We start from the raw sequence: 22646 nt of genomic DNA, 5'->3' as shown, positions 1-22646 counted from the left end.
CGTAACCGTATCCGGTCCCGGACCCGCCGCGGGTGGCTGAACTGTCAGCGCCCGTACGTCACTTGGTGATGTCCTCGATCTCCTCCTCGGGCTCGCGGCCCGGGGTGGGGATGTTGAACTTGACGATCGCGAACCGGAAGACGAAGTAGTAGATCGCTCCGAAGACCAGGCCGATCGGGATGATCAGATACGGCTTGGTGGCGAGGTTCCAGTTCAGCGCGTAGTCGATGAAGCCCGCGGAGAAGGTGAAGCCCGCGTGCACGCCCAGCGCCCAGGTGATGGCCATCGACGCGGCGGTCAGCACGGCGTGGATCGCGTACAGCAGCGGCGCGATGAACATGAACGAGAACTCGATCGGCTCGGTGACACCGGTCACGAACGAGGTCAGGGCGAGCGAGAGCATCATGCCCATGACGGCCTTGCGGCGCTCGGGGCGCGCGGTGTGCGCCATGGCCAGCGCGGCGGCGGGCAGGCCGAACATCATGATCGGGAAGAAGCCCGCCATGAACTGGCCCGCGGTCGGGTCGTGGGCGAAGAACCGGGTCAGGTCGCCGTGCACGATCGTGCCGGAGGCGTCCTTGAAGTCGCCGATCTGGAACCAGGCGACGGAGTTCACGAACTGGTGCATGCCGACCGGGATCAGACCGCGGTTGATCAGGCCGAACAGGCCGGCGCCGACCGCGCCGAGGCCGGTCATCCACTCGCCGAAGTTGCTGATGCCCTCGCCGATCGGCTTCCAGACCAGGCCGAAGAAGACACCCATGCCGGTGCCGACGAAGGCCATGATGATCGGGACGAGGCGGCGGCCGTTGAAGAAGCCGAGCCAGTCGACCAGCTTGGTGCGGTGGAAGCGCTGCCACAGCACGGCGGCCAGCAGACCCATCAGGATGCCGCCGAGGACACCGGGGTTGTTGTACGTGGCCGCGACGTCGACGCCCTTGTTGGCGGTGGTGTTGACGACCGCGTCGGTGACCGGGAACGCCTGGAGGACCCGGCTGTAGACCAGGAAGCCGACCAGGGCGGCCAGCGCGGTGGAGCCGTCGGACTTCTTCGCGAAGCCGATGGCGACGCCTATGCAGAACAGCAGCGGCAGGTTGTCGAAGACCGCGCCGCCGGCCTCGGCGAAGACGGTCGCGACCTTGCCCCAGCCCAGACCGTCGGCGCCGAAGACGTCGGGCTGGCCGAGCCGGAGCAGGATGCCCGCGGCCGGCAGGACGGCGATCGGGAGCTGGAGGCTCCGTCCCACCTTCTGCAGACCCTGGAACAGGCCGGAGCCCCGCTTCTTCGCGGGAGCCGCCGCGCCGGTGGCCGTACTCATCAGATTCCTCCTGGTGAGGCGGGCGCATGGAAGGGGACGGCCCGCCGCCGTGGTCTATACCACTCAGTGGTGTAGACCAGTTTTAACACGTGAGGGAGGCGTAAAGGAATCCATGATTCCGGATCGTTGCGTGTGCCGTGAGTCACACGCTGGGTGACATGACAAAAGCCCCCAAGTCCGGGGACTTGGGGGCTTTTACGACGCCGAATCGTTACTTTACGTTGCCCTGCTCCAGCTCGGCCTCGATCTCGTCCGGCTCCCGGCCCGGCGTCGCCAGGTTGAACTTCACGATCACGAAGCGGAAGAGCGCGTAGTAGACCACGGCGAAACACGCGCCGACGATCAGCAGCAGCCAGGGTTTGGTGGCCAGGTTCCAGTTCAGGCAGTAGTCGATCAGACCGGCCGAGAAGCTGAAGCCGTCCTTGGCGCCCAGCCCCCAGCAGACCGCCATCGAGACGCCGGTCAGCACCGCGTGGAAGGCGTACAGCAGCGGTGCGATGAACAGGAAGGAGTACTCGATCGGCTCGGTGATCCCGGTGACGAACGACGTCAGGCCGACCGAGAGCATCATGCCGCTGATCTCCTTGCGGCGGTGCGGCTTGGCGGTGTGCGCGATGGCCAGCGCGGCGGCGGGCAGCGCGAACATCATGATCGGGAAGAAGCCGGTCTGGAACTGCCCGGCCGTCGGGTCGCCCGCCAGGAAGCGCGGGATGTCGCCGTGCACGACCGTGCCGTCCGGCTTGGTGAAGTCGCCGAACTGGAACCACACGAAGGTGTTCAGGAACTGGTGCAGACCCACCGTGAGCAGCGCGCGGTTGGCGACACCGAAGATGCCCGAGCCGATCGCTCCGAGGTCCACCAGCCACTTGCTGAAGCTGGTCAGCGCGTCGCCGATCGGCGGCCAGACCCACGTGCAGATCACCGCGAAGACGATCGCGACCCCGGCCATCATGATCGGCACCAGGCGGCGGCCGTTGAAGAAGCCGAGCCAGTCGACGAGCTTGGTGCGGTGGAAGCGCTGCCAGAAGTACGCGGTCAGCAGCCCGAGCACGATGCCGCCGAAGACACCGGGGTTCTGGTACGTGGCCGCCGCCGCCGTACCGTCCTTGGCGATGCACGCGCCCGCCGACAGTACGGTGCCGGGCCCGCAGTCCTTGGGGAACTGGTGCAGCACGCCGTTGTAGACCAGGAAACCGGCCACCGCGGCGAGCGCGGTCGAGCCGTCGGACTTCTTGGCCATGCCGATGGCCACACCCACGCAGAACAGCAGCGGCAGACCGATCGAGCCGTCCAGCAGCGCGCCGCCCGCGCCGACGAAGACCTTGGCCACCCGGTCCCAGCCGAGGCCGTCGGCGCCGAAGACGTCCGGCTGGCCCAGCCGGTTCAAGATGCCCGCGGCGGGCAGGACGGCGATCGGCAGCTGGAGGCTGCGGCCCATCTTCTGGAGCCCTTGGAACAGCACGCTCAACCAGGGTTTGCGGGGCGCCGCGGACGCGGTGGCCGAACTCATTCGGTGTCCTCCCTGACTGCTGCCTGCGGGCGTTCGCGTACAGTGGCCGTACATTGGTTTAGACCACTTGTACGCAGGCGGCGCCCGTCCGGCAGGGGGGCGCCGCTGAGCGCCATGGTGGTCCACCCGGGGGTCAACCGCCCGTGAAGTTGGGCCAACCGTGCGTTACCGTGACATATCGGACTCACGGTGGGTCAGGGAAACAGGAGACAAGAGATGGCCAGCAAGGCTGAGAAGATCGTCGCCGGTCTCGGCGGACTCGACAACATCGAAGAGGTCGAGGGCTGCATCACCCGGCTGCGCACCGAGGTACGGGACCCCTCCCTCGTCGACGAGGCCGCCCTCAAGGCCGCGGGCGCCCACGGCGTCGTCAAAATGGGCACCGCCATCCAGGTCGTCATCGGCACCGACGCGGACCCGATCGCGGCGGACATCGAAGACATGATGTGACGCGGCGCCCGCGCTGAACGTCCGAGGACCGCGTCACTCCCGTGGCGCGGTCCTCCCCGTTCCCGCCGACGGCCGCGGGCCGCGCCCCCCGACGGGCCCCGCGGTCCCGGACCCACCCGGTCCTGCGCGGCGGCCTCACCCGGATAGGCTCACGCGCATGTCACGATTCGACGGCCGCACCCCTGACCAGCTCCGCCCCGTCACCATCGAGCGCGCGTGGAGCAAGCACGCCGAGGGCTCCGTCCTCGTCTCCTTCGGCGACACCCGCGTGCTCTGCACCGCCAGCGCCACCCAAGGCGTACCCCGCTGGCGCAAAGGCAGCGGCGAGGGCTGGGTCACCGCCGAATACTCCATGCTCCCGCGCGCCACCAATACCCGCGGCGACCGCGAATCCGTCCGCGGCAAGATCGGTGGCCGCACCCACGAGATCTCCCGCCTGATCGGCCGCTCCCTGCGCGCCGTCATCGACTACAAAGCCCTCGGCGAGAACACCGTCGTCCTCGACTGCGACGTCCTCCAGGCCGACGGCGGCACCCGCACCGCCGCCATCACCGGCGCCTACGTCGCCCTCGCCGACGCCGTCACCTGGATGCAGACCAACCGCCTCATCCGCGCCAAGGCCCAGCCCCTCACCGGCACGGTCGCCGCCGTCAGCGTCGGCATCGTCGACGGCGTCCCCCTCCTCGACCTCGCCTACGAAGAGGACGTCAAGGCCGAAACCGACATGAACGTCGTCTGCACCGGCGACGGCCGCTTCGTCGAGGTCCAGGGCACCGCCGAAGGCCAGCCCTTCGACCGCGCCGAACTCGACGCCCTTCTCGCCCTCGCCGTCAACGGCTGCGCCGACCTCACCGCCGCCCAGCAAGCCGCCCTGGCGGCCACCGCCTGAACCCCGCTCGACGCCACCCTCCCGGCGGCTGCCGCGTGTTGACAGCCACGCGCGCCGCACCCGCCGGGAGGCGCGGCCACGGGGGAGGGGGCGCGTGAACCGTCGTCACACGACCGCCTCAACGGCCACGGCATCCGGCCGGAGATAATTCCCCCATGACCCGCCGCCTCGTACTCGCCACTCGCAACGCACACAAGGTCACCGAACTCCACGCGATCCTCGCCGACAGCGGCCTGGACGTGGACCTCGTCGGGGCCGACGCCTACCCCGAGATCCCCGACGTCAGGGAGACCGGCGTCACCTTCGCCGAGAACGCCCTGCTCAAGGCGAGGGCGCTGGCGGCCGGTACCGGGCTGCCGGCCGTCGCCGACGACTCAGGGCTCTGCGTCGACGTACTCGGCGGCGCCCCCGGCATCTTCTCCGCCCGCTGGGCGGGCAAGCACGGCGACGACGCGGCCAACCTCGACCTGCTCCTCGCCCAGCTCGGCGACATCGACACCCCCCACCGCGCCGCCCACTTCACCTGCGCCGCCGCCCTCGCCCTCCCCGACGGCACCACCCGCGTCGTCGAAGGCCGCCTCCGCGGCACCCTGCGCACCGCCCCCGCCGGCACCAACGGCTTCGGCTACGACCCCATCCTCCAGCCCGACGGCTCCACCCTCACCTGCGCCGAACTCACCCCCGCGGAGAAGAACGCCATCAGCCACCGCGGCCAAGCCTTCCGCGCCCTGACCCCCCTGGTGGCGGAACTCCTGGCCTGACCCCGCGCATGACAATGGCCTGCGATTCGACCTTTGAATCGCAGGCCATACATGGTGCGGCCGGTGGGATTCGAACCCACACGGGATTTCTCCCACTGGGATCTAAACCCAGCTCGGCTGCCTGTTACGACACGGCCGCGTGCAACCTCACCATGATATCGACCCGGTGTGGTCTGCGGTACGTGGTCGCGCCCGCACCGCGTCCGTGGATACGTGGTCACGTCAGACGGCGAGGTCCTTGAGGAGCTTGGCGACGTGGCCGGTGGCCTTGACGTTGTAGAAGGCGTGGGCGACTTTGCCGGATTCGTCGACGACGACGGTGGAGCGGATGACGCCGGTGACGGTCTTGCCGTAGAGCTTCTTCTCGCCGAAGGCGCCGTAGGAGGTGAGCACGGCCTTGTCGGGGTCCGCCACCAGGGTGACCTTGAGGGATTCCTTCTCGCGGAATTTGGCGAGCTTTTCCGGCTTGTCGGGGGAGACGCCGATGACGTCGTACCCGGCGGAGGCGAGGACGTCGAGATTGTCGGTGAAGTCGCACGCCTGCTTGGTGCAGCCGGGGGTGAGGGCGGCCGGGTAGAAGTAGACGATGACCTTGCGGCCGCGGTGGTCGGCGAGGGAGACGGGCTTGCCGTCGGCGTCCGGAAGGGTGAAGTCGGGGGCGGTGTCGCCGGGGGCCAGGCGCTCGGACATGAGGGAAACTCCTTGTGCAATGGGGCGCATTCGGGGGTGCCGACGGGGCGCGGGCCGCGTCGTACTGACAGACTGTCCGAACGCTACCGAATCAGGCGATGGAGGAACCGCGGTGTCGGAAGGGTCGGAAGTCAGGACGGCCGCCCAGATCGAGGCGGAGATCACCCGCAGGCGGCAGGATCTGGCGTCGACGCTGGACGAGATCGCGGTACGGGTGCACCCGGTGACGATTGTCCGGGACACCAAGGCCAAGGCCGTTTCCGCGGTGGACCGCAGTGTCGGGCAGGCGTTTGTGGCGGCGAACCGCGCGGTCGGCAGGACGCGTGCGCACTTCGTCGACGAGAAGGGCGCGCCCCGCCCCGAGCGGGTCATTCCGGCGGCGGTCGCCGGGGTGGCGCTGGTCGCCGCGGTGGCCGGTCTCACGGTGTGGCGGCGCCGCCGGTAACGTCGTGGCCGTGAGTTCGAAGAGTTCGAAGAGCGAGCAGCACGACAAGCTGCCCATCCGCATGCTGCACGACCGCGTTCTGGTGCGCCAGGACAGCGGTGAGGGTGAACGCCGCAGTGGCGGCGGGATTCTGATTCCGGCGACCGCGGCCGTCGGCAAGCGCCTGGCGTGGGCCGAGGTCGTGGCCGTCGGGCAGAATGTGCGGACCGTCGAGGTCGGCGACCGGGTGCTGTACGACCCGGAGGACCGGGCCGAGGTCGAGGTGCGCGGGGTCGCGTACGTCCTGATGCGGGAGCGCGATCTGCACGCGGTCGCCGCCGAGCGGCTCCAGGGCTCGGAGGATTCCACCGGGCTGTATCTCTGAGCCCGGTGGATGACGGAATCCCTGAGACCGGTGCATGACGGACTCCCTGAGACCGGTGGATGACCGGAATCCCTGGGGCCGGTGGTTCCCCGGAGCCGGGCCGCTGAGGCCCCTGCCCGCGGCCCGGCCCCGCCCATGCCGGGCCCCCGCGCCCGGCCTCCTCACCCGCCCGGTGAACTGTTCCCGTCCGGCCCCGCCGTACCGCTCCCGTCACCGCCCCCGCCGCCACTGCTGCCGCCGCCCGGACTCGTCCCGCCCGTCACCCCGCCGATCGGGTTGAACGTGTCGGACGGGGTCGGCTCGGTGGTCGGGGGCTGCGTCGTGGGCGGTTCCGTGGTCGGCGGCTGCGTGGTGGGCGGCACGGTGGTCGTCGGGGGAGGGGTGGTCGGCGGCTCGGACGTGGGCGGCGTCGACGTCGGGGTGTCGGTCGGGCTCGCGGTGGTCGCCGGCGGCTGCGTGGGCAGGCCGCTCTGCACGTCCAGCGAGAAGTTCTGCTTGGGCACGCCCTTGAGCGCCGCCGCCGTGTAGTCGGCCCACACCGAGCCGGGCGGCCCGCCGCCGTTGATCCGCGGCAGATTCATCGCGCCGTACAGCTTCTCCTGTTTGCCGTTGTCCGGGTTCATGCCCAACACGGCGACCACGGTGGCGAGTTTGGGCGTGTAGCCGGCGAACCAGGCGGCGATGTCGTCGTCCGCCGTACCGGTCTTGGCGGCCGACGGCCAGCCGGAGTCCTGGGCGACGGTCGCGGTCGCACCGGGGCTGTCGACGACGCTGCGCAGGATGGACGTCGTGGTGTCGGCGGCCTGGCGGGGCACGGACTGGACGGCGTCGCGCTTGGGCAGGCTCACGTCGTTGCCGTCCTTGGTGATCTTCAGGACGAGCGAGTACGGGATCTCCTTGCCGTGGTTGGCGAGCGTGGCGTACATCTGCGCCATGTCCAGCGGGCTGGCCCCGAAGGCGCCGAGCGCCATCGCGGGTGTCTCGGGGATCTTGACGTCGTCCGGCATGCCCAGGTCGTGCGCGGTGTCGATCACCTTGCGGGTGCCGACGTCCTGCGCCATCTGCGCGAAGACGGCGTTGACGGACTTGTCCATGGCGCGGGTGACGGTGATGTCGGGGTAGGACCCCTGGTCCTCGTTCTCCGGCTTGTAGCCGGTGGGCCCGTCCGGGCCGATCACCTCGCGCTTGTTGGTGCCGTCGTAGACCGTCTTGGGGGTGATCGGCTCCTTGTCCTGCGTCGAGGACTCGTGCTGGACGGCGGAGGCGAAGATCACCGGCTTGAAGGTCGAGCCGGGCGGATACGTGGCGTTGGTGGCGCTGCTGACGTACTGCTTGGTGTAGTCGATGCCGCCGTAGAGGGCGACGACGTTGCCGGTGGCCGGGTCGATGGACGCGCCGCCCGCGCGGACGTACTTGTCGACGGTCCTGTGGCCGAGTTGGTCGTAGATGTTCCTCTGGGCGGCGGCGACGAAGGCGTCTTCCTTGGGCTTCTGGATCGTGGTGACGATGCGGTAGCCGCCCAGGCGCAGGGTGTCGGCGTCGACGATGTGGTTGTCGGAGAGATAGCGGTTGACGGCTTCGATGATGTAGCCGCGCTGTCCCGCCTTGCTGGCGACGGGCTTGGGCTTGTCGATGCCGGGGAAGACCGTCGCGTTGCGCTCGGACTGGCTGAGCCAGCCCTCCTTGACCATGCCGTCCAGTACGTAGTTCCAACGGCCTTTCGCCGCCGGGGCGTTCTCCGGGTGGGCGACCAGGTCGTATTCACTGGGCGCGTTCAACAGCGTTGCCAGATAGGCGCCTTGAGCGGTCGTCAATTCGCTGGCGTTGACGCCGAAGTACGCCTGGGAGGCGGCCTGGATGCCGTACGCGTTGCGCCCGTAGTAGCTGGTGTTGAGATAGCCCTCAAGGATCTGGTCCTTGGTCTCGTTGCGGTCCAGCTTGATGGCGATGAAGAATTCCTTGACCTTGCGGACCGCGGTCTGCGACTGGTTCAGGTAGTAGTTCTTCACGTACTGCTGGGTGATGGTGGAGCCGGATTGCCTGCCCTTGCCGGTGGCGGTGTTCCAGGCGGCGCGGAGCATGGCCTTGGGGCTGACGGCGGACTCGTGGTAGAAATTCCGGTCCTCCGCGGAGAGCACGGCGTGCTGCGCGGTCTTGGCGACGCCGCTGAGGGTGACGTTCTCACGGTTGATCGCGCCGTCGCGGGCGATCTCCGTCGTGCCGTCCGCGTACACGTACACATTGCTCTGCGCGGTGGCGGCGGCGTTCGGGTCGGGGATGGAGACCAGCGCGTAGCCGAGGAAGAAGCCGCCGATGAGGACGATCAGGACGGCGAGTACGCCGCCGGTGACCATGCGCCAGGTCGGCAGCAGCCGGCGCAGGCCGGTACGGCGCGGCCGTCCCCTGCGGTCGGTGAGCGTCGGGCGCGGTCCCCAGCCCTGCCCGCCGGTCATGCCCGCTCGCCCGTCGTCGGTTTCGGCTCGTGGCTCATATCTGTTGGGACTCCTCCGCCGCTGCCGGGGTTGGTCCGCGGCGGAACATGATGGACCAATCGTTACGTACGCTTACGTAGGCCGCCGCCAAACACTGTCGCACCATTAGCCCGCCGGGGTTCAACGCCGCGCATCCGTGACAGGGCTGTGACAGGCCGGACGGCGCACGCGTGTCACCCGTTGGGGTGGGTCGCCGGGGTGCGGAACGCCGCGAAGAAAACCGGTGGTGGGTGGGGTTCGCCGCGTACTAGGCTCGCCGACTTGCGTCTTTTTCGGGGGTGAGTGAGTGATGGGCGGCTTCTACGGGGCCGTGGTGGTGCGCGGTTTCCGGCGTTACGCCACCTACCGGACGGCGACCGCGGCGGGTGTCTTCACCAATACGGTCTTCGGTTTCATTGTCGCCTACAGCTATGTGGCGCTGTGGGGTCAGCGCCCGCACCTCGGCGGTTACACCGAGGCGCAGGCGCTGACGTATGTCTGGATCGGGCAGGCGCTGCTCCAGACGATGGCGTTGATGGGCGGCGGCTTCGAGGACGAGCTGATGGAGCGGATCAGGTCGGGTGACATCGCGGTGGACCTGTACCGCCCGGCCGACCTCCAGGGGTGGTGGCTGGCGGCGGATCTGGGCCGGGCCTCTTTCCAGCTGATGGGGCGCGGCGTGATCCCGATGGTGTGCGGGGCGCTGGCGTTCGATCTGGCGCTGCCGACGCGGCCGGTGACCTGGCTGCTGTTCCTGGTGTCGGTGGCGCTGGGGGTGGTGGTGAGTTTCGCGGTGCGGTTCCTGGTGGCGCTGAGCGCTTTCTGGCTGCTGGACGGGGCGGGCGTCAGCCAGGTCGCCTTCCTGGCCGGGCTGTTCTTCTCCGGGATGCTGCTGCCGCTGACCGTCTTCCCGGGCTGGCTCGGCACGCTCGCGCGGTCGATGCCGTGGGCGGCGATGCTCCAGGTGCCCGCCGATGTGCTGCTGGAGCGGCACCGGGGGACGGACGCGCTGCTCGCGCTGGCCTTCCAGGCGGGCTGGGCGGCGGCGCTGCTGCTGACCGGCCGCGCGTTGCAGGCCGTCGCGGCGCGCAGGGTGGTGGTGCAGGGTGGCTGAGGAATCCACGGTCCGCGACGGCGCCGGGCGCGCCGAGGACGGCCGGAGCCTCGGGGGCTCCCGGGGCTTCGACGGCTCCCAGGGCGTCGGGGCCTTCGGCTCCGTCGAATCGGTCGGGGCCGTCGACCCGTACGACACCGCAGGCGGCGCGTGGTTCACCGTCCGTGAGACGTGGCGGACCTACCGGCTGATCGTCGGCATGTGGGTGCGGTCCACGATGGCGTACCGGACGTCCTTCGTCCTCACCGCGTTCGGCAACTTCGCCGCCACCGGCCTGGACTTCGTGACGATCCTGCTGATGTTCTCGCACATCACCGTGCTCGGCGGCTTCACCCTCGCCGAGGTGGCGTTCCTGTACGGCACCACGAGCACGTCCTTCGGCGTCGCCGATCTGGTGCTGGGCTCCATGGACCGGCTCGGCCGCCGGATCAGGGACGGCACGCTCGACACGCTGCTGCTGCGCCCGGTGCCGGTGCTCGCGCAGGTCGCCGCCGACCGGTTCGCGCTGCGCAGGCTGGGCCGGATCACCCAGGGTCTGATCGTGCTCGGCTGGGCGGTCGCGCACGCGGACATCGACTGGTCGCCGGTCACCGTCCTGCTGCTGCCCGTGACGGTGCTGTCGGGCGCGGTCATCTTCTGCGCGGTGTACGTGGCGGGCGGCGCCTTCCAGTTCTGGGCGGGCGACGCCTCCGAGGTGCAGAATTCGGTGACCTACGGCGGCAACACGATGCTCCAGTACCCGCCGGGCATCTTCGCCCGCGACCTCGTGCGCGGCGTCACCTTCGTGGTGCCGCTCGCCTTCGTCAACTGGCTGCCCGCCCTGCGCATCCTCGGCGAACCCGACCCGCTCGGCCTGCCCGGCTGGGTCGACTTCGCCTCCCCGCTGGTCGCGGCGCTCTGCTGCGGCCTGGCCGGGCTCGCCTGGCGCGCGGCCCTTCGTACGTACCGCAGCACAGGGAGTTGAGACGGCCGTGATCGAGCAACGCACAGGAGCAACCGGAGGAACGGGAGCAACCGGAAGAACGGGAGCCGCGGGAACGGGAGCCACCGGAGCAGGCGCCACAGGGGCCGGGGGCGGGCCGGGACCCGGCACAGACACCGTGATCGCGCTGGACGGCGTCGAGAAGGTCTTCGACGTACGCCGTAAAGCGGGCGCGCTGCGCAGGGTGCGCAGCCAGGTGCGGGCGGTGGACGGGATCTCCTTCACCGTGCCGCGCGGCGAGATCGTCGGCTACATCGGGCCCAACGGCGCGGGGAAGTCCACGACGATCAAGATGCTCACCGGCATCCTCAACCCCAGCGGCGGCCGGATCAGGATCTGCGGCCTGGACCCGACGCGCGACCGTACCCGGCTGGCCCGCAGGATCGGGGTCGTCTTCGGCCAGCGCACCACGCTCTGGTGGGACCTGCCGCTGCGCGACTCGTACCAACTGGTCCGCCGCATGTACCGGATCGACGACGCCCGTTACACCCGCAATCTCGCGGCCTGCGTCGAACTCCTCGACCTGGGGCCGCTGTTGGACGTGCCCGTGCGCCAACTCTCGCTGGGGCAGCGGATGCGCGGCGACATCGCGGCGGCGCTGCTGCACGATCCCGAGGTGCTGTACCTGGACGAGCCGACGATCGGGCTCGATGTGATCAGCAAGTCCAAGGTGCGCGACTTCCTGCGCACGGTGAACGCCGAACGCGGCACGACGGTGCTGCTCACCACGCACGACCTCACCGACATCGAGCAGTTGTGCCGCCGGGTGATGGTGATCGACCACGGCCGCCTGATGTACGACGGGGACCTCGGCGGGCTGCACGCGGTCGGGGAGAGCGAGCGGACCCTGGTGGCGGACTTCGCCCGCGAGCTGCCCCCGGTCCAGGTCGAGGGCGCCCGCTGCGTCAAGGTCGAGGGCCCCCGCCAGTGGCTGGCCTTCCCCGCGCAGGCCAGCGCCGCCCCGCTGGTCGCCGCGGTCGCCGCCGACTACCCGCTGGTGGACCTGTCGGTCCGCGAACCGGCCATCGAGGACGTCATCGCCCGGATGTACGGCGCGGACCGCACCTGAAACGGACCGCACCTGAAGCGGTCCGCACCTGACGGGCGCACCTGACGGACCGCCCCCGACCGGCCGGGGCGCGGACGACCGCGAGGCCGTACGCGCCCCGGCCGGCGATACGGCTACGGCCGTGCCGGGACGTGGTCGTGCGGATACTCCTCGGCGCGGTGCTGGAAGGCCAGCACCTTGGGGTTCTGCACGGTCCCGCCGCGGATCTCGATCGCCCGCCGCAGGGTGTCGTCCGCGTCCCAGCCCGCCGGGCCCTCCAGGACGCGCCGCAGATACGGCAGCAGCGCCTCGCTGATCTCCCAGGTGGCCGAGTTCCACAGGTACGACGGGCTGTGGTCGACGCCGTAGTACTGGACGTGGTCGCCGACGGTGAACATCGGGTCGGTGAAGGTGGTGGGCCTGGCCCACGCGAAGCCCATGCCCTCGTCGCAGGACACGTCGATGATCAGCGTGCCGGGCGCGAGGCTGGGCAGGTCGTCCTCTATCAGGAACATCAGCGGCGCGTCGGTGTCCTGGAGCACGCAGTTGACGATGATGTCGTGCCCGGCGAGGAATTCGGCCAGCGGCTGCGGGCCGTCCTCGGTCAGGACGACGCTGCGCCGCGGGTCGAGGGTGTCGTCGGCCTCGTCGTGGTCGAAGTGCACGATCCGCGCGGAGTGGATGGGCGAGCTGACGGCCGTCACACCGCGGGCGGTGAGCACGTCCACATCGTGCACGCCCAGCGCGCTGAGCGCGGTGACCGCGCCGCGGGCGGTCGCGCCGAAGCCGATCACGACCGCGCGCTGCCGCCGCCCGTAGTCACCGGTGACCCCGGTGAGCTGCATGGCGTGCAGCACCGAGGAGTATCCGGCCAGCTCGTTGTTCTTGTGGAAGACGTGCAGGTTGAACGAGCCGTTGCGGTGCCAGTGGTTCATCGCCTCGAAGGCGATCAGGGTCAGCCGCCGGTCGATCGCGGCCTGGGTGACCTTCTCGTCCTGCACGCAGTGCGGCCAGCCCCACAGGACCTGGCCCTCGCGCAGTTCCGCCAGGTCCTCGTGGAGCGGCTTGGCCAGCAGGACGACATCGCACTCGGCGATCAGTTCCTCGCGCCGCCGGAAACCGGCGACGAGCGGCGCGAGCTGTTCGTCCGGCACACCGAAGTGCTCGCCGTAACCGGTCTGGAGATAGATGCTGCCGAGCAGGTCGGCGTCGATGCGTTCGAAGTGGGCCGGATGGATGGGCAGACGGTGCTCGTTCTCCTTGCGCGTCTGCGCCATGATTCCGAGCGTGAGGTGCGGCTGCTGCGGGTTCTGCCTGTGCTGCTTGAGCTGCTGCAAAATGCCCCTTTGGTTACTCCCTGTGTAGCACACGGGGAGTGGGCGCGACGCCCCCCGCGTCAGGGGCGGCACGGGGGACGCGGGGGACGTCGGGGGGACGACCGCTGTGGGCGGCACGCGTGAGCGGGGCCGCCCGCCGCCGGATCAGCGCAGCGACGTCAGGGCCGCGCGGACGCGGTCGACGGCCGCGAGCCGGGTGGAGGCGTGCGCGGACAGCCGTACCGAGTCCGTACGGACCGACGGCGTGACCCCGTGCGCGTGCAGGGCCTTCGCCACGTGCCGCGGGTCGGTGCCGGGCAGCCGGAAGGAGACGATCCCGGCCCGCTCGGCGGGGTCGGTGGGGGACAGGACGTCGCCGCCGCAGGACCGGACGGCGTCGATGAACTGGCCGACCCGCGCGCGGATGTGCGCCTCGACGGCCGGTACGCCGACGCCCTCCACCAGCTCCAGCGCCGTGGCCAGCGCGGCGGCCGTGACCGGGCTCAGATTGGTGGTGCTCCAGCGCTGGGCGCCGGGCGCGGGCGGGTGCTCGACGTCGTCGAAGACGCCCGCGTCCTCGACGCCGGTCCAGCCGCCGAGCGTCGGCTCCAGACGGTCGAGCGCGAGGTCGGAGAGGATTCCGAAGCCGGTCGCCCAGCTCGCCCGCAGCCACTTCTGGCCGCCCGCGACCACCACGTCCGCCGCCGCCCACGGCAGATCCGCCACCCCGAAGCCCTGGATGGCGTCCACCACCAGCAGCCGGTCCGGGCCGATCACCTCGCGCAGCGCCGCCAGATCCGCCCGGTAGCCGGTCCGGAAGTCCACGGCGCTGACCGACACGGCCACGACGTCGTCGGTCAGCGCCGCCCGTACGGCGTCGGCGGTGATCCGCCCCCGCGCGTCCGGCTCCAGCACGCGCGGTACGGCGCGGCCCAGCTCCGCGCTGCGCCGCCACGGGTAGTGGTTGGCGGGGAACTCGCCCGCGGGTACCAGCACCGTGCCCGCCGGGAGGCCGAAGGCCGCGTGGAACAGGCCGGTCGAGGTGTTCGGCAGCAGCACCGTGTGCGCCGCGTCGGTGCCCGCCAGCCGGGCGGCGGCCTCCCGCGCCCTGGGCTCGGCGCGCATCAGGTCGTTCACCGTGTCCTGGTCGGCGTGGGCCGACCTCTCCAGCGCCTCGGCCGTCGCGGCCAGCACGTCCCGCGAGGGCGGACCGTAACGGGCGAAGTCGAGATAGCCCTCCGGCTCCTCGAAGTGCTCGGCGTAACCGGGCAGCCCTCCGGTGGCGTGCGGCGCTGTCATCGCGGTGTGCTCCCTGTCGCTGTCTGTCGCTCGTACGTGGCGGTGCCGTGCGGGGGTATGCGTGCGTCGTGGGCCGTTCCCGGTGCCGGGAGGCACCGGGAACCCGCCGTTCGTTCCCCCATTGTCGGCGCGGGGGGAAAGCGCCGGCACGACGGGTACGGGCGCGCGGACGAGGAGGCGCACGGGAGCGGGAAGCAGGAGCGGGTAGGGGCGCGCGTACGTGCGCGCGTACGGGCAGGCGTACCGGAGCGCGTACGGGCTGGCGTACGTGCGCGCGTACGACAAGGATCACCGGGCCGTGACGGCCGCGGGCGGCGACAATACCCGGGTGGACACGCGGGCGGAGCGGGAGCGGATGGAAACGGCGAGCACGAGCGGCGGGACCGGTACGGGCGGGGCGGCGGGTGCGGGCAGTGCGGCCCCGGCGGCCCATGGCCCCGCGGCCAACGGCGCACGGCCGGAATCAGGCGGACGGATCGCGCTCGGGCCCGAGGCCGGGGACGCTGCGCCGACGGCCGACGGCTCGGGCCCCGGCGGCGCGTCCCGGAACGGCTCAGGCGGCGGGGGCCACGGCGGCTCCGGGGGCTCCGGCAGCTCGGGCTCTGGCTCCGGGCCGGGTTCCGCCCCGCGCGGGCGGCCCTCACCGCGCGGCGGACTGGCCGACGCGCCCGGCGGCGCCGCGGCCGAGGAGGAGCGCCGCAGGGGCCTGCGCCGGATGAAGCTGATCGCGACCGGCTTCCTGCTGGTCGCGACCGTCGTCTACGCGCTCGCGAAGTGGGCGGACTCGCGGGGCGCGGGCGGCTGGGCCGGTTACGTGGCCGCCGCCGCGGAGGCGGGCATGGTCGGCGCGCTCGCCGACTGGTTCGCGGTCACCGCGCTCTTCCGCCGCCCGCTGGGCCTGCCCATCCCGCACACCGCGATCATCCCGACCAAGAAGGACGCCCTCGGCGCCAGCCTCGGCGACTTCGTCGGCGAGAACTTCCTGTCGGCCGAGGTCGTCCGCACCCGGCTGCGGGCGGTCGGCATCGGCACCCGGCTCGGCGGCTGGCTGTCGGAGCCCGCCAACGCCGACAAGGTCACCGAGCAGGCCGCCGCCGCGCTGCGCGGCATGTTCACGGTGCTGCGCGACTCCGACGTGCAGGCCGTGGTCAGCGAGGCGATCACCCGGCGCGCGGAGGCCCAGGAGGTCGCGCCGGGGCTCGGCAAGATGCTGGAGCGGATCGTCGCCGACGGCGGCCACCGCCGCATGGTCGACCTGGTCTGCGTCCGCGCCCACGACTGGCTGGTCGAGCACGGCGACTCCGTCATGGACGCGGTGCAGGGCGGCGCCCCCGGCTGGACCCCGCGCTTCGTGGACCGCAAGGTCGGCGAGCGGGTCTACAAGGAGCTGCTGCGCTTCGTCACCGAGATGCGCGATTCCCCCGGCCACCCGGCGCGCGGCGCCGTCGACCGCTTCCTCGGCGACTTCGCCGTCGAGCTCCAGTCCGACCCGGACACCCGCGCCCGCGTCGAGCGGCTGAAGAGGGACCTGCTGGCGCGCGGCGAGGTGCAGGACCTCATCGCGTCCGTGTGGGGCGCGGTGCGCACGATGATGGTCGCCGCCGCCGAGGACGAGCGCAGCGAGCTGCGGATGCGCGCCCGCGCCTCCCTGCTGTCGCTCGGCCGCAAGCTGGCCACCGACCCGCGGCTCCAGGAGAAGGTCGACGTCTGGCTGGAGGACGCCGCCACGTATCTCGTGACCACCTACCGCGATGAGATCACCTCGCTGATCTCCGAGACCGTCGCGGGCTGGGACGCCGACCAGACGTCCCGCAAGATCGAGAACCACGTCGGCCGCGACCTCCAGTTCATCCGGATCAACGGCACCGTCGTCGGCGCCCTCGCGGGCCTGGCCATCTTCGCCATCTCCCGCCTCGCGGGGGGCTGACGGGCGGCGCCGTACCGCCGTATCGTTGCCGATGTGACGGTTCGTCAGATACGGCACGGTCGGCGGGGTGCGACGTCCAGGCGGGGGTCGGGCCCGCCCCGGCGGCGGCGCGTCGTCGCCTACGGGCATGGCTACGGCCGCCGCTACGGGCAGGCGTACGGCCCCGGTTACGGCCGCGGGCCCCGTCCTCGGCGCTCGCTGACCGGGCGGCTGCTGTGGGCGGCGGCCGAACTGGCCATGACCGCGGGGGTGCTCGTACTCCTGCTCGTCGTCCACCAGCTGTGGTGGACCAATGTGCAGGCGCACGCGGCGGCCCGGCGCGAAGTCGCCGCGCTGGAACGGAGTTGGGGCACGCCGTCGCCCTCTCCCGCGGCGCCCTCGCCGGGTACCGTCGCGCCGAGTGACGATCCGGCCGTCACGCCGAGCGGCCCGGCCCCGTCCGCCGCCGCGCCGCCGCCCTCCTCGAAGGGCGGCACCCGCGATCCGGGCTTCGCCGTCATCCACATTCCCCGGATCGGGATCACCGCGCCGATCGCCGAGGGCATCAGCAAGTCCGCGATCCTCAACCACGGTTACGTCGGCCACTACCCCGGCACCGCGGGGCCCGGCGCCACCGGCAACTTCGCCCTCGCCGGGCACCGCAACACCCACGGCGAGCCGTTCCGCTACATCAACCGGCTCCGCGTCGGCGACACCGTCGAGGTCGAGACGGCCGCCCATCGCTACACGTACGTGATCCGCGAAGTCCTTCCCCAGACGTATGCCTCCGACGGAACCGTCATCGCGCCCATTCCCTACAGCTCCGTCCACTCCTCCGCCCGTATGCGCGGGGTCGCGCACTACATCACGCTCACCACCTGCACTCCCGAATTCACCTCCCGCTACCGTCTCGTCCTCTGGGGCACCCTCCAATCCACCGCCTCCCGCTAGGGCCTGTCCGGGGCCCGGGCCCGTGCGGACCTTCTGCCAGAGCGGCTGTCCCACGGGGTGGGCCGGGGGTTGCGCGGGCCGGGGGCGGAGTTGGAGGATCGGACAAGACATCCGATGACCGTTCCCACCGGGTGCCGACCGATGACCGAGCCCCGGACCGGGGCAGGTCGCCCAGAGGCGACCGGAAAAAATGGGAGTACCCACGTGAAGCTGCTGCGAGTCGGCCCCGCCGGGGCGGAGCGCCCGGCCCTGCTCGACGGAGACGGTGTCCTGCGTGACCTGAGCGGTCTGGTGACCGACATCGACGGGAAGCTCCTCGCCGATTCGGCGGCGCTCACCGCGGTGGCCGAGGCCGCGGCCGACGGCTCGCTCCCGTCGCTCGACCCGTCGCTGCGGGTCGGCCCGCCGCTGTCCCGGATAGGCAAGATCGTCTGCATCGGGCTCAACTACCACGACCACGCGGCCGAGACCGGCGCCCAGGCGCCGGGCGAGCCCGTCGTGTTCATGAAGGCCCCGGACACGGTCGTCGGCCCCGACGACACGGTGCTGGTGCCGCGCGGCAGCGAAAAGACCGACTGGGAAGTGGAGTTGGCCGTCGTCATCGGCCGCGAACTGCGCTATGCCGCCTCGCACGAGGAGGCGCTGGCCGCCGTCGCGGGGTACACCATCGCGCACGACGTCTCCGAGCGCGCGTTCCAGATCGAGCGCGGCGGCCAGTGGGACAAGGGCAAGAACTGCGAGACCTTCAACCCCCTCGGCCCCTGGCTCGTCACCGCCGACGAGGTCCCCGACCCGCAGGCCCTGCGCCTCCAGCTCTGGGTCAACGGCGAGCTGAAGCAGGACGGCTCCACCGCGAGCCAGATCTTCCCCGTCGCCGAAGTCGTCCGCTACCTCAGCCACTTCATGACGCTCTACCCCGGCGACGTCATCAACACCGGCACCCCCGCCGGTGTGGCGATGGGCCAGCCCGAACCCAAGCCGTACCTCCGGCCCGGCGATGTCGTCGAGCTGAGCATCGACGGACTCGGCACGCAGCGCCAGCAGTTCACGTCCGCCTGACCCCACCGCGCGGCCGTTGACCGGCACGCGCACAGCGGGCCCGCCCCCCGGGCGGGCCCGCCCCGAAGCCCGTCACGCCGTGACGAAGTAGGGCTCACGCCCTGCCGCCCGCTCGTTGGCCTCGAATTCGACCGCGAGCAGCCCGAAGTGATGCACGTCCCGATAGGCGCCGCCCTGGAACACGTGCTCACGCTGCACGCCCTCCGCGGTGAAACCGAGTTTGCGCTGGAGCGCCAACGACCCCTCGTTGCCTCCGTAGACCTCGGCACAACAGCGGTGATACCGCCGTTCCCCGAACATGAACGACAGGACCAGCCGCATGGCCTCCGACGCGTAGCCGCGGCGCTGGTACGCGGCACCGAGATGAATGCCGTAATGGAAGTTGCCGTTCAGCCGGTCGCAGTCGTTCAGCACGACAGCACCCACCGGCTTCCCGCTGTCCAGGGCCTCGATGACGAGCAGGTACTCGTCCTCCGTACGGCTCGGCCCTTTCTCGCTCTGCTCTTGAAGGCGCTTGCGAGCCGCGGCCGCGGAAATCGGCAGCATCAGCCGCTCACCGTCCCGTTGCGTCTCCGCCTCGGACTCGAACGCGGCCAGTTGCTCCCAGTCCTCGGGCTCCAGGCCCCGCAGGCGCACCCGCTCGCCCGTCCAGAACCGCGTCACTCCACCCATGCTCAGCCCCCGCCGTCTGTCGCTGTCTCGCGCGGGCCATGACGTCGACCCGGTCCGGGCTGCCAGCGTACGGGGGTGGGCCGGGCTGAATTCCGGGGTGCGGAGGCCGGGTATGCGAATGGGCAAGGAGAGTGGGTACTCCTTGCCCTTCTTAAGGTATAGCGCATGGGGGGCCTTGCGGCAAGGGGGTGCTGGGGTCGCACAATGGGCGGCCGGAGGCCAGAGGTGCGGTGAATCTGGCGGAATGCACGGCTTTGTGGACGGGGACATCTGATGGTGGACGTGACCGTCGTCGGCAGTGGGCCGACGGGGTTGATGCTGGCGAGCGAGCTGCGGTTGCAGGGCGTGGACGTCGTGGTGCTGGACCGGGAGGCGGAGCCGACGTCGTTGGTGCGGGCGCTGGGGCTGCACGCGCGGAGCATCGAGATCATGGACCAGCGCGGGCTGCTGGAGCGGTTCCTGGCGCTGGGGACGCAGCACCGGGTCGGGGGATTCTTCGGGGGGCTCGGCAGGGAGTGGCCGCGGCGGCTGGATACGGCGCACGGATATGTGCTGGGGATCTTCCAGACGGTCACCGAACGGCTGCTGACCGAGCACGCGCGGGAGCTGGGCGTGGAGTTCAGGCGCGGCTGCGAGGTCGTGGGGCTGAGCCAGGACGACGAGGGGGTGACGGCGGAGCTGGCGGACGGGTCGCGGCTGCGGTCGCGGTACCTCGTGGGGTGCGACGGCGGCCGGAGCACGGTGCGCAAGCTGCTCGGCATCGGATTCCCGGGGGAGCCGAGCAGGGTGGAGACGTTGATCGGCGAGATGGAACTGGACGTCGACCAGGAGACGTTGGCGGCCGTGACGGCCGAGGTGCGCAAGACCGAGAAGCGCTTCGGGGCGATGCCGCTCGGTGACGGGACGTACCGGGTGGTCGTGCCCGCGAAGGGCGTCAGCGAGGACCGGGCGGTCCCGCCGACGCTGGAGGACTTCAAGGAGCGGCTGACGGCCTTCGGCGGCACCGACTTCGGCGTGCACTCACCGCGCTCGCTGTCGCGGTTCGGCGACACGACCCGCCTGGCGGACAGCTACCGCGTGGGCCGGGCGCTGCTGGCGGGGGACGCGGCGCACATCCACCCGCCGACCGGCGGCCAGGGCCTCAACCTCGGCGTGCAGGACGCGTTCAACCTCGGCTGGAAGCTGGCCGCCGCGGTCAACGGCTGGGCCCCGGAAGGGCTGTTGGACACCTACGAGACCGAGCGCCGCCCGGTGGCCGCCGCCGTACTGGACAACACCCGCGCCCAGATGGAGCTGATGTCCACGGAGCCGGGAGCCATGGCGGTGCGCCGACTGCTGTCGGAACTGGCCGAGTTCGAGAACGTCAACACGTATCTGATCGAGAAGATCACCGCGATCGCCATCCGTTACGACGTCGGCGAGGGGCACGAACTGCTCGGCCGGCGGCTGCGCGACGTGGAGTTGAAGCGCGGCCACCTCTACGGGCTGATGCACCAGGGGCGCGGTCTGCTGCTCGACCGGACCGGCGCGCTCTCGGTCGACGGGTGGGCGGACCGGGTCGACCACGTGGTCGACGTCAGCGAGGAACTGGACGTCCCCGCCGTCCTGTTGCGCCCGGACGGCCATGTCGTGTGGGTCGGCGAGGACCAGGCGGACCTGCGCGCCCTGATGCCGAAGTGGTTCGGGGCCCCCGCCGACTGAGCGATCACGGCGACTGAGCGATCAGGCCGCCGGAGCGATCACGGCGACCATGAAGCTCACGGCGACCGACCGTCAAGCTCACGGCGATCACGGCCACCCACCCCGCTCGCCGTCAGGCGCCCGCCTCCGCCAGATAGCGGGTGAGCGCCGCCACGACCAGCGCGTGGTCCTCGACCTGCGGGAGGCCGGAGACGGCGACGACCCCGACCACGCCGACTCCCGCCACCCGCAGGGGGAACGCGCCGCCGTGCGCCGCGTACAGGTCGGGGTCGAGCCGCGAGGACTCCTCGAAGCTGCCGCCCTTGGCCCGGAACCGCTCGCCGACCAGCAGCGACGAGGCGTGGTAGCGCTCGACGACCCGCGCCTTACGGGCCAGCCAGGCGTCGTTGTCGGGGGTGGTGCCGTCCAGGGCGTGGTGGAAGAGCTGCTGACCGCCGCGCCGGATGTCGACGGTGACGGCGGCGCCGCCCTCGCGGGCCATCTCGACCAGCAGGGAGCCGAGCCGCCAGGCGTCGTCGTGGGTGAACCGGGGGAACACCAACTCCGCTTCCTGCGCCACGAGTTCGGCGACCCGCTCGCCACCGGGCGCGGTCACAGCGCCACCGTCCGGCCCTGCGCGGCCGAGAGCTTCGCGGCCTCCAGGACGTCCAGGGCGGCGGCGGCCTCCAGCGCCGTGACCGGCGGCGGGGTGCCGTCGCGCAGGGAGGCCAGGACACCGGCGTAGAAGGCGGGGTAGTCGCCGGGCACGGACGGCACCCGGCGCGAGTTGTCGTCGGTGCCGACGGTGCCCCACGAGGACTCCGGCTCCGCGCCCCACGCCGTGCCCTCGCCGGGGCGCAGGCCCTCGCGCAGCGCGGCCTCCTGCGGGTCAAGACCGTAGGTGACGTAGCCGCCGAGGCTGCCGAGGACGCGGAAGCGCGGCCCGAGGCGCGCGGTGGTGGCGCTCATCCACAGGTGGGAGTGGACGCCGTTGGCGTGGGTGACGGCGATGAAGGTGTCGTCGTCCGCGGCGGCGCCGGGCCGCTGGACGTCGGACTCGGCGTACACCAGGGCGGCCGGGCCGAACAGCGCGAGCGCCTGGTCGACGAGGTGGCTGCCGAGGTCGTACAGCAGGCCGCCGATCTCGGCCGGGTCGCCGGACTCGCGCCAGCCGCCCTTGGGCTGCGGGCGCCACCGCTCGAACCGCGACTCGAAGCGCTGCACCTCGCCCAACTCGCCCTTGTCCAGCAGCCCTTGGAGGGTGAGGAAGTCGCTGTCCCAGCGCCGGTTCTGGAAGACGGAGAGCAGCAGGCCGCGGCGCTCGGCGAAGGCGGCCAGTTCGCGCGCCTCGGCCGCGGTGCCCGCGAGCGGCTTGTCCACCACGACCGGCAGCCCGGCGTCCAACGCGGCGGTGGCCAGCGGCACATGGGTGCGGTTGGGGGAGGCCAGGACGACCAGGTCCAGCTCGGACGCGCGCGCCCACAGCTCGTCGGCCGCCGCGGCGAACCGTACGTCCGGGTGCTCGGCCAGCGCCTGGGCGCGGCGCTCGGGGCTGCCGGTGACGATCGTGTCGAGGACCAGGCCCTCGGTGGCGGCGATCAGCGGGGCGTGGAAGAAGGAGCCGGCCGGGCCGTAGCCGACGAGGCCGACGCGAAGGGGAGTGCCGGGGGTGCTCATGCGCTCCACTTTGGCAACAGTGTTGCCAAAGTGCAAGCGCGCGG

21 protein-coding genes and 1 tRNA gene are annotated in these 22646 nt (G+C 71.3%); 12 read left to right on the top strand and 10 right to left on the bottom strand.

Annotation, left to right across the window (positions count from 1 at the left end):
* Window positions 1–58: 58 nt before the first annotated feature.
* Complete coding sequence (locus ACIQCJ_RS30930) at window positions 59–1318, bottom strand: PTS transporter subunit EIIC (protein WP_391117287.1); 1260 nt, start codon at window positions 1316–1318, stop codon at window positions 59–61.
* 211 nt (window positions 1319–1529) lie between these two features.
* Window positions 1530–2828 (bottom strand): PTS transporter subunit EIIC, encoded by a 1299-nt coding sequence (locus ACIQCJ_RS30925; protein WP_355343101.1) that lies wholly within the window; start codon window positions 2826–2828, stop codon window positions 1530–1532.
* 216 nt (window positions 2829–3044) lie between these two features.
* On the opposite strand from ACIQCJ_RS30925, the gene ACIQCJ_RS30920 reads away from it, so the two are divergent.
* From ACIQCJ_RS30920 to rdgB, 3 genes are all read left to right on the top strand, one after another.
* Window positions 3045–3278 carry a glucose PTS transporter subunit EIIB gene (locus ACIQCJ_RS30920; RefSeq protein WP_188282159.1) on the top strand — a complete coding sequence of 78 codons (234 nt, stop codon included), beginning with the start codon at window positions 3045–3047 and terminating at the stop codon, window positions 3276–3278.
* Window positions 3279–3435: 157 nt separating this feature from the next.
* Window positions 3436–4167, top strand: coding sequence for a ribonuclease PH (gene rph / locus ACIQCJ_RS30915; RefSeq protein WP_355343104.1), 732 nt, complete (start codon window positions 3436–3438; stop codon window positions 4165–4167).
* Window positions 4168–4322: 155 nt separating this feature from the next.
* Complete coding sequence (gene rdgB / locus ACIQCJ_RS30910; protein ID WP_355343107.1) at window positions 4323–4928, top strand: RdgB/HAM1 family non-canonical purine NTP pyrophosphatase; 606 nt, start codon at window positions 4323–4325, stop codon at window positions 4926–4928.
* Window positions 4929–4980: 52 nt separating this feature from the next.
* On the opposite strand, the gene ACIQCJ_RS30905 is transcribed toward rdgB, so the two are convergent.
* Both ACIQCJ_RS30905 and bcp read right to left on the bottom strand, forming a co-directional pair.
* Window positions 4981–5067 (bottom strand) — tRNA-Leu (locus ACIQCJ_RS30905).
* Window positions 5068–5150: 83 nt separating this feature from the next.
* Window positions 5151–5618 (bottom strand): thioredoxin-dependent thiol peroxidase, encoded by a 468-nt coding sequence (gene bcp / locus ACIQCJ_RS30900; RefSeq protein ID WP_355343110.1) that lies wholly within the window; start codon window positions 5616–5618, stop codon window positions 5151–5153.
* A 112-nt stretch (window positions 5619–5730) separates the two neighbouring features.
* Here bcp and ACIQCJ_RS30895 point away from each other — a divergent pair, with 112 nt between their 5' ends.
* The gene (locus ACIQCJ_RS30895; RefSeq protein WP_355343113.1) at window positions 5731–6063 is read left to right on the top strand and encodes a DUF3618 domain-containing protein; all 333 of its coding nucleotides are present in this window, start codon (window positions 5731–5733) and stop codon (window positions 6061–6063) included.
* A gap of 61 nt (window positions 6064–6124) precedes the next feature.
* Window positions 6125–6427, top strand: coding sequence for a co-chaperone GroES (locus ACIQCJ_RS30890; RefSeq protein WP_188282170.1), 303 nt, complete (start codon window positions 6125–6127; stop codon window positions 6425–6427).
* 161 nt (window positions 6428–6588) lie between these two features.
* On the opposite strand, the gene ACIQCJ_RS30885 is transcribed toward ACIQCJ_RS30890, so the two are convergent.
* Window positions 6589–8880 (bottom strand): transglycosylase domain-containing protein, encoded by a 2292-nt coding sequence (locus ACIQCJ_RS30885; RefSeq protein ID WP_402713175.1) that lies wholly within the window; start codon window positions 8878–8880, stop codon window positions 6589–6591.
* A 328-nt stretch (window positions 8881–9208) separates the two neighbouring features.
* Here ACIQCJ_RS30885 and ACIQCJ_RS30880 point away from each other — a divergent pair, with 328 nt between their 5' ends.
* From ACIQCJ_RS30880 to ACIQCJ_RS30870, 3 genes are all read left to right on the top strand, one after another.
* Window positions 9209–10012 (top strand): ABC transporter permease, encoded by an 804-nt coding sequence (locus ACIQCJ_RS30880; RefSeq protein ID WP_401724138.1) that lies wholly within the window; start codon window positions 9209–9211, stop codon window positions 10010–10012.
* A gap of 199 nt (window positions 10013–10211) precedes the next feature.
* Window positions 10212–10976, top strand: a complete 765-nt coding sequence (locus tag ACIQCJ_RS30875) for an ABC transporter permease (RefSeq protein WP_355343292.1) — start codon at window positions 10212–10214, stop codon at window positions 10974–10976.
* 136 nt (window positions 10977–11112) lie between these two features.
* The gene (locus ACIQCJ_RS30870; protein ID WP_391117272.1) at window positions 11113–12063 is read left to right on the top strand and encodes an ATP-binding cassette domain-containing protein; all 951 of its coding nucleotides are present in this window, start codon (window positions 11113–11115) and stop codon (window positions 12061–12063) included.
* Window positions 12064–12176: 113 nt separating this feature from the next.
* Here the strand turns inward: ACIQCJ_RS30870 and ACIQCJ_RS30865 are convergent, their stop codons facing one another.
* A complete protein-coding gene (locus ACIQCJ_RS30865) occupies window positions 12177–13319 on the bottom strand; it encodes a N(5)-(carboxyethyl)ornithine synthase (protein WP_355343125.1) in 1143 nt (380 codons plus the stop codon).
* Window positions 13320–13523: 204 nt separating this feature from the next.
* Window positions 13524–14657 carry an aminotransferase class V-fold PLP-dependent enzyme gene (locus tag ACIQCJ_RS30860; RefSeq protein ID WP_391047094.1) on the bottom strand — a complete coding sequence of 378 codons (1134 nt, stop codon included), beginning with the start codon at window positions 14655–14657 and terminating at the stop codon, window positions 13524–13526.
* Window positions 14658–15012: 355 nt separating this feature from the next.
* Between ACIQCJ_RS30860 and ACIQCJ_RS30855 the strand changes: the two genes are divergently transcribed.
* The 3 genes from ACIQCJ_RS30855 (at window position 15013) to ACIQCJ_RS30845 (ending at window position 18573) form a co-directional block, all read left to right on the top strand.
* Window positions 15013–16584 carry a DUF445 domain-containing protein gene (locus ACIQCJ_RS30855; protein ID WP_402713198.1) on the top strand — a complete coding sequence of 524 codons (1572 nt, stop codon included), beginning with the start codon at window positions 15013–15015 and terminating at the stop codon, window positions 16582–16584.
* 33 nt (window positions 16585–16617) lie between these two features.
* Complete coding sequence (locus ACIQCJ_RS30850) at window positions 16618–17514, top strand: class E sortase (RefSeq protein ID WP_402713174.1); 897 nt, start codon at window positions 16618–16620, stop codon at window positions 17512–17514.
* A 204-nt stretch (window positions 17515–17718) separates the two neighbouring features.
* Window positions 17719–18573 carry a fumarylacetoacetate hydrolase family protein gene (locus tag ACIQCJ_RS30845; RefSeq protein ID WP_402713173.1) on the top strand — a complete coding sequence of 285 codons (855 nt, stop codon included), beginning with the start codon at window positions 17719–17721 and terminating at the stop codon, window positions 18571–18573.
* Between the two features lie 72 nt (window positions 18574–18645).
* On the opposite strand, the gene ACIQCJ_RS30840 is transcribed toward ACIQCJ_RS30845, so the two are convergent.
* Entirely contained in the window at window positions 18646–19236 is a 591-nt protein-coding gene (locus ACIQCJ_RS30840) for a GNAT family N-acetyltransferase (RefSeq protein WP_391047087.1), read from the bottom strand.
* A gap of 282 nt (window positions 19237–19518) precedes the next feature.
* Here ACIQCJ_RS30840 and rox point away from each other — a divergent pair, with 282 nt between their 5' ends.
* Entirely contained in the window at window positions 19519–20946 is a 1428-nt protein-coding gene (gene rox / locus ACIQCJ_RS30835) for a rifampin monooxygenase (protein WP_391047084.1), read from the top strand.
* 112 nt (window positions 20947–21058) lie between these two features.
* Here rox and ACIQCJ_RS30830 read toward each other — a convergent pair whose 3' ends face one another.
* The gene (locus tag ACIQCJ_RS30830; protein WP_355343140.1) at window positions 21059–21541 is read right to left on the bottom strand and encodes a heme-degrading domain-containing protein; all 483 of its coding nucleotides are present in this window, start codon (window positions 21539–21541) and stop codon (window positions 21059–21061) included.
* Window positions 21538–22602: a Gfo/Idh/MocA family oxidoreductase gene (locus ACIQCJ_RS30825; protein WP_355343143.1), complete on the bottom strand. Its 1065-nt coding sequence runs from the start codon at window positions 22600–22602 to the stop codon at window positions 21538–21540. The genes ACIQCJ_RS30830 and ACIQCJ_RS30825 overlap by 4 nt, the downstream gene beginning before the upstream one ends.
* Window positions 22603–22646: the final 44 nt, after the last annotated feature.

The organism is Streptomyces sp. NPDC093221 (assembly GCF_044753885.1).
Classification (GTDB): domain Bacteria; phylum Actinomycetota; class Actinomycetes; order Streptomycetales; family Streptomycetaceae; genus Actinacidiphila.
This window is presented reverse-complemented; position numbering and strand designations above follow the sequence as displayed.